Origin of the sequence: Hydrogenophaga sp. (assembly GCF_031426985.1) — a bacterium.
Classification (GTDB): Bacteria; Pseudomonadota; Gammaproteobacteria; order Burkholderiales; family Burkholderiaceae_C; genus Hydrogenophaga.
On sequence record NZ_JASJOY010000229.1, the window covers coordinates 24,887 to 31,124 of the forward strand.

The 6,238-nt window shown below is 65.0% G+C and carries 6 protein-coding genes; 3 read left to right on the plus strand and 3 right to left on the minus strand.

Annotated features, from left to right (window positions below):
• Window positions 1-58 precede the first annotated feature (58 nt).
• Complete coding sequence (locus RMP09_RS23155; protein WP_310568331.1) at window positions 59-607, plus strand: peroxiredoxin-like family protein; 549 nt, start codon at window positions 59-61, stop codon at window positions 605-607.
• 98 nt (window positions 608-705) lie between these two features.
• Here the strand turns inward: RMP09_RS23155 and RMP09_RS23160 are convergent, their stop codons facing one another.
• Window positions 706-1,845, minus strand: a complete 1,140-nt coding sequence (locus RMP09_RS23160) for an FAD-dependent oxidoreductase (RefSeq protein WP_310568332.1) — start codon at window positions 1,843-1,845, stop codon at window positions 706-708.
• Window positions 1,846-1,859: 14 nt separating this feature from the next.
• Here RMP09_RS23160 and RMP09_RS23165 point away from each other — a divergent pair, with 14 nt between their 5' ends.
• Together RMP09_RS23165 and RMP09_RS23170 are read left to right on the plus strand one after the other, a co-directional pair.
• Window positions 1,860-2,441 carry an NAD(P)H-dependent oxidoreductase gene (locus RMP09_RS23165; RefSeq protein WP_310568333.1) on the plus strand — a complete coding sequence of 194 codons (582 nt, stop codon included), beginning with the start codon at window positions 1,860-1,862 and terminating at the stop codon, window positions 2,439-2,441.
• 14 nt (window positions 2,442-2,455) lie between these two features.
• Window positions 2,456-3,001, plus strand: a complete 546-nt coding sequence (locus RMP09_RS23170; RefSeq protein WP_310568334.1) for a hypothetical protein — start codon at window positions 2,456-2,458, stop codon at window positions 2,999-3,001.
• Between the two features lie 91 nt (window positions 3,002-3,092).
• Here RMP09_RS23170 and dnaJ read toward each other — a convergent pair whose 3' ends face one another.
• Window positions 3,093-4,232, minus strand: coding sequence for a molecular chaperone DnaJ (gene dnaJ / locus RMP09_RS23175; protein ID WP_310568335.1), 1,140 nt, complete (start codon window positions 4,230-4,232; stop codon window positions 3,093-3,095).
• A 95-nt stretch (window positions 4,233-4,327) separates the two neighbouring features.
• Window positions 4,328-6,238, minus strand: a 1,911-nt coding sequence (gene dnaK / locus RMP09_RS23180; protein ID WP_310568336.1) for a molecular chaperone DnaK, incomplete at its 5' end; no start/stop codon positions are given.

Genomic DNA, 6,238 nt, shown 5'->3' on the forward strand with positions numbered 1-6,238 from the left:
CACACTGCCACCATCCCGTCCATCAAGCTGATGGCGGGCCTTTCACAAGGAGCACCTGATGACCCCCACCGCATTGACCCCACGCTGGCCCGTCCCGGCCCTGAACCTGCCCCTGACCGACGGCGAGCGTTTTGTTCTGGGAGCGCCGCCCTCGGAGCGCTTCGACCTCGTCGTGTTCTACCGGGGGCTGCACTGCCCGATCTGTGCCAAGTACCTGATGGAGCTGGCGCGGCTGGCGCCGGCATTCGCCCAAAGAGGGGTGGGCGTCGTGGCTGTCAGCAGCGACGGCGCCGAACGGGCGCAGGGCATGGCGGACAAGATCCAAGCCAGCGCGCTGAGATTCGCGTACGGGCTGAGCCTGCGCAGCGCGCGGCAATGGGGCCTGTACATCAGCACCGCCCGCGGCAAGACCTCCATCGGGATCGAAGAGCCCGAGCTGTTCAGCGAGCCGGGCGTGTTCCTGGTCCGACCCGATGGCACGCTCTATTACGGATCGACGCAGACCATGCCGTTTGCGCGCCCGTCGTTCCAGGACCTGCTGGGCGCCATCGACTTCGCCATCGCCAACGACTACCCCGCGCGGGGCGAATACACCGGCGCCCTGTAGCCGCGAACGCGATTGGGGGTGGCGGCGGTGGAGGAGCCGCGGTGGACGATGGGCCGCCCCCGACGGGCTGATGCCCAGGCCCAGGCCCAGGCCCAGGCTCAGCCGCGCAGCGTCGCCCGCGCGGGCGACAGCATGTCGGCCGTCAGCCCGGCGTCGGCCATGCGCGCGGGCAACGGCAGGCCGCGCGCCAGCGCCGCACACGCCTCGCCCATGGCGGCGCTGGTCTGGATGCCGTAGCCGCCCTGCGCCGCGCACCAGAAGAAGCCTGGTGCGGCCGGGTCAAACCCGCCCACCAGCTCGCCATCGGCCACGAAAGACCGCAGCCCCGCCCAGGTGTGCGTGGGGCGCGGCGTGAGCGTGGTCCAGGTTTCGATGGCGTGCAGGCCCAGCGCGATGTCCAGCTCCTCGGGTTGCACGTCCTGCGGCACGGTCGGGTCGGCGTTCACCGGCGAGGCGAGCAGGGCGCCGGCGTCGGGCTTCATGTAGAAGCTCTCGTCGGCGGCCAGCAGCAGCGGCCAGTGCGCCGTGTCGGCACCGGCCGGTGACGCGAAGGTGAACGCGGTGCGGCGCTTGGGCACCAGGCCGATGGGCGCCACGCCCGCCAGCTGGGCCACCGCGTCGCACCACGCGCCCGCCGCGTTGACGAGCACCGGTGCTGCGTATTCGGCACCCGCGGCGGTGCGCACCCGCCACAGCTCACCCACACGTTCGATGGCCACCACCTCCGCGTCGCACATCAGCGTGCCGCCCGCGTGCCGGAACCCGCGCAGGTAACCCTGGTGGATGGCGTGCACGTCCATGTCGAAACTGTCGGGTTCGTAGAGGGCGGCACCCACCTTCTCGGGCCGCAGCGCGGGCACCATGGCCAGGGCTTCGGCAGCGGTCAGGCGCTGGCCGCGCGGACTGGTCTGCTGCAGCGTGGCCCAGGCCTCGTCCAGGTGGGGCATCTCGTCCGGCCCGGCCACCGTCAACAGACCGCGCGGCGTGAGCAGCGGCGCCTCGGCAAAGCCGGTCGGCGGCTGCTTGAAGAAGGGCTCGCTCGCCCGCGACAGCGCCCGCACCTGCGCCGGCCCGTAGCTGGCGATGAACTGCGCGGCCGAACGCCCGGTGCTGTGGTAGCCCGGCTGGCTCTCGCGTTCGAGCATCAGGCAGCGGCCGTGCGGCGCCAGGAAGTGGCCGATGGACGCGCCCGCGATGCCGGCGCCGAGGATGAGGAAGTCGTGGGTGTCGTGGCTCATGGCAGGATATTGACATGTCTACCCGCCACTACCTCTTCCTCGTCGCCTCCACCCGCGAAGCCGGCCACGTCGGCAACACCGAATGGCTGGCCCGCCAGGCCGCCGTCAGCCTGCCACCTGACACCCCCCAGACCTGGGTGCACCTGGCCCGCGCCGGCGTCCCCGAATTCATCGACCAGCGCCACACCGTGGGCAGCTACCCCATGCCAGAAGACGGCAGCGTGATGCGCCAGCTGCTGGACCAGACCCTGGCCTGTACCGACATCGTGTTTGTCGCGCCGGTCTACTGGTTCAGCTTCCCCGCCACGCTCAAGGCCTACCTCGACCACTGGAGCGCCTGGCTGCGAGTGCCGGGGCTGGAGTTCAAGGCCCAGATGAGCCGCAAGCGCCTGTGGCTGATCACCACCAACGGCGACCGCGCCAAGGCGCAGCCCATGATCGACTCGACGGCCCTGTGCGCGAAGTTTCTGGACATGCCGCTGGCGGGGGTGTTGTGGGGCAAGGGTGGGGCGCCTGAGGCGGTGAGGGGGGATTTGGAGGCTTTAGGGGCAGCGGACAACTTTCTTGCGTCTTTTTCTGTTTCGAGTGGTTCTTGATTTGGTGAGTTTTGATGACGTTTCGTTATTATTTTTTCGTGGAGCAGGCTTTTCTATCTCAGGTGAAGCAGTTTATTGATTTGCCTGCGTCGGGGGATGATGATGAAATGGAAAAGTCTGCGATGCATGTCATTGTGCTTGCTGCGGCAATAGAGGCGTTGGTTAACTCTCTTGTTATAAAACACCAGATTTCTGTCGATATTTCAAAGACAGAGCTGTTTGTGAAAATTGAGAGAGTCCTTGGCTGCAATGATGAAAATCTGGATAAAGGCTCTGCACCATGGCAATACATCCACTCCCTTATAAGGGCTAGAAATTGGTTGATGCACTATAAGAATAGCAGTGTGGGTCTGCTTGGAGCAGGTGGTAAGTGGTTGGAGGATGACGTTAATAGGATCCCCAAAATTGATCCTGATCGATTCTTGTCAAAGTCAAATGTTCGAGAGCTCTATGTTGCGATTTTGGGTGCAATGAAGCGGTTGGTGCTTGCGTGTCAGTCTGAACTGGATGAGTATGAGTATTTGGATTCGCAGGATTACCAATCTGTATTGGTTGGGTAGTTGCTTCGAATCATCCGCTCGAGAGGTCGGAAAAAAGGGGCGACGGTCACCCGTCGCCCCTTCGCATTTCCGAACCCTTCAGCGCAAAAAATCAACTGAAGAAATCCTTCGCCTTCTCAAACCACCCCTTGTCGTTCGGGCTGTGCTTGTGGCCGCCTTTCTTGAACGACTCGTCGAGTTCCTTGAGCAGTTTGCGCTGGTGTTCGGTCAGCTTGACTGGCGTCTCCACCGCCACGTGGCAGTACAGGTCGCCGGGGTAGCTGCTGCGCACGCCCTTGACGCCCTTGCCGCGCAGGCGGAAGGTCTTGCCGCTTTGCGTGCCTTCGGGCAGGTCGATGGTGGCCTTGCCTTGCAGGGTGGGCACGTCGATTTCGCCGCCCAGGGCCGCCGTGGTCATGCTCACCGGCACCTGGCAGTGCAGGTCGTCGCCCTCGCGCTCGAAGATGTCGTGCTTGCGCAGCCGGATTTCGATGTAGAGGTCGCCGGCCGGGCCGCCGTTCTGGCCCGGTTCGCCGTTGCCGCTGGAGCGGATGCGCTGGCCGTCGTCGATGCCCGCGGGGATCTTGATCTCCAGCGTCTTCTGCTTCTTGATCTTGCCCTGGCCGCTGCAGGCGGTGCAGGGCTCGGGGATGATCTTGCCGGTGCCGTGGCAGTGCGGGCAGGTCTGCTGCACGCTGAAGAAGCCCTGGCGCATCTGCACCTGGCCCTGGCCGTGGCAGGTGGTGCAGGTCTTGACGCTGGTGCCTGGCTTGGCACCCGTGCCTTTGCAGGTCTCGCAGTCGTCCCAGCTGGGGATGCGGATCTGCGTGTCCTTGCCATGGGCCGCCTCTTCGAGGCTGATCTCCATCGCGTAGGACAGGTCGGCCCCGCGGTACACCTGCCGGCCGCCACCGCCGCGGCGGGCGCCGCCGAAGATGTCGCCGAAGATGTCGCCGAAGGCGTCGCCGAAGCCGGCGAAACCTTCCGCACCGCCAGCGCCGCCGGGGCCGCGCATGTTCGGGTCCACGCCGGCGTGGCCGTACTGGTCGTACGCCGCCTTCTTCTGCGGGTCCGACAGCATCTCGTAGGCCTCTTTGGCCTCCTTGAATTTCTCTTCGGCGGCCTTGGCGCTGTCACCCTGGTTGCGGTCCGGGTGGTGCTTCATCGCCAGCTTGCGATACGCCTTCTTGATCTCGTCGTCCGAGGCGTTCTTGGGCACGCCCAGCACTTCGTAAAAATCGCGTTTTGCCATGGTGTGGATGCGGTTCGCGCGGGATTGCTGTTGAACAGAAACGCCGCGTCAGGTTGCCCTGACGCGGCGATGGGTTGAGCGCAGGGGCCCGGCGATCAGCCCTTCTTCACTTCCTTGACTTCGGCGTCGACGATGTCGTCGTCCTTGGCGTTGGACGAGGCACCCGCGCTGCCGGCCTGCTGCTCGGCACCACCGGCGGCACCCGCTGCGGCGGCGGCTTCGGCCTGCGAGGCGGCGTACACCTTCTCGCCCAGCTTCTGGCTGACGGTCATCAGGGCTTCGGTCTTGGCGTCGATGGCGGCCTTGTCGTCGCCCTTGATGGCTTCTTCCAGGTCCTTGACCGCGGCTTCAATCGCTTCCTTCTCGGCGGCTTCGAGCTTGTCGCCGTGCTCGCCCAGGCTCTTCTTGACGCTGTGCGCCGAGGCTTCGGCCTGGTTGCGGGCCTGCACCAGCTCGACCTTCTTGTGGTCTTCGGCGGCGTTCAGTTCGGCGTCCTTGACCATCTGCTGGATCTCGGCTTCGGACAGGCCCGAGTTCGCCTTGATGGTGATCTTGTTTTCCTTGCCGGTGCCCTTGTCCTTGGCGCCCACGTGCAGGATGCCGTTGGCGTCGATGTCGAAGGTCACTTCGATCTGCGGCATGCCGCGCGGTGCGCTGGGGATGCCTTCGAGGTTGAACTCGCCCAGCGCCTTGTTGCCGGCGGCGATTTCGCGCTCGCCCTGGAACACCTTGATGGTCACGGCCGGCTGGTTGTCTTCGGCGGTGGAGAACACCTGGCTGAATTTGGTCGGGATCGTGGTGTTCTTCTGGATCATCTTGGTCATGACGCCGCCCATGGTCTCGATGCCCAGGCTCAGCGGGGTCACGTCCAGCAGCAGCACGTCCTTGCGGTCACCCGAGAGCACCTGGCCCTGGATGGCGGCGCCCACGGCCACGGCTTCGTCGGGGTTCACGTCCTTGCGCGGCTCCTTGCCGAAGAACTCCTTGACCTTCTCCTGCACCTTGGGCATGCGGGTCATGCCGCCGACCAGGATCACGTCGTGGATGTCGCCCACAGCGATGCCGGCGTCCTTGATGGCGGTGCGGCAGGGCGCGATGGTGCGCTCGATCAGCTCTTCCACCAGGGCTTCGAGCTTGGCGCGGGTCAGCTTGATGTTCAGGTGCTTCGGGCCCGACGCGTCTGCCGTGATGTAGGGCAGGTTGATGTCGGTCGCGGCCGAGCTGGACAGCTCGATCTTGGCCTTTTCGGCGGATTCTTTCAGGCGCTGAAGGGCCAGCACGTCCTTGCTCAGGTCAACGCCGGACTCTTTCTTGAACTCGGTGATGATGAAGTCGATGATGCGCTGGTCGAAGTCTTCACCGCCCAGGAAGGTGTCGCCGTTGGTGGACAGCACTTCGAACTGCTTCTCGCCATCGACGTCGGCGATTTCGATGATGGACACGTCGAAGGTGCCGCCACCCAAGTCATAAACCGCGATCTTGCGGTCGCCCTTTTCCTGCTTGTCCAGGCCGAAGGCCAGGGCCGCAGCGGTGGGCTCGTTGATGATGCGCTTGACGTCGAGGCCGGCGATGCGGCCGGCGTCCTTGGTGGCCTGGCGCTGGGCGTCGTTGAAGTAGGCCGGCACGGTGATGACGGCTTCGGTCACGGGCTCGCCCAGGTAGTCCTCGGCGGTCTTCTTCATCTTGCGCAGGATGTCGGCGCTGACCTGCTGGGCCGAGATCTGCTTGCCGCGCACTTCCACCCAGGCGTCGCCGTTGTCGGCGGCCACGATGGAGTAGGGCATCAGGTCGATGTCCTTCTGCACTTCCTTCTCGGTGAACTTGCGGCCGATCAGGCGCTTGATCGCGTACAGCGTGTTCCTGGGGTTGGTCACGGCCTGGCGCTTGGCAGACGCGCCGACCAGCACTTCACCGTCTTCCTGGTAGGCCACGATCGACGGCGTGGTGCGCGCACCTTCCGAGTTCTCGATCACCTTGGTGGTGTTGCCTTCCATGATGGACACGCA

Coding starts and splice junctions, on each gene's coding strand:
- dnaJ (WP_310568335.1), bottom strand. CDS start 4,232: ATGGCAAAACGCGATTTTTACGAAGTGCTGGGCGTGCCCAAGAACGCC.
- RMP09_RS23170 (WP_310568334.1), top strand. CDS start 2,456: ATGACGTTTCGTTATTATTTTTTCGTGGAGCAGGCTTTTCTATCTCAG.
- RMP09_RS23155 (WP_310568331.1), top strand. CDS start 59: ATGACCCCCACCGCATTGACCCCACGCTGGCCCGTCCCGGCCCTGAAC.
- RMP09_RS23160 (WP_310568332.1), bottom strand. CDS start 1,845: ATGAGCCACGACACCCACGACTTCCTCATCCTCGGCGCCGGCATCGCG.
- RMP09_RS23165 (WP_310568333.1), top strand. CDS start 1,860: ATGTCTACCCGCCACTACCTCTTCCTCGTCGCCTCCACCCGCGAAGCC.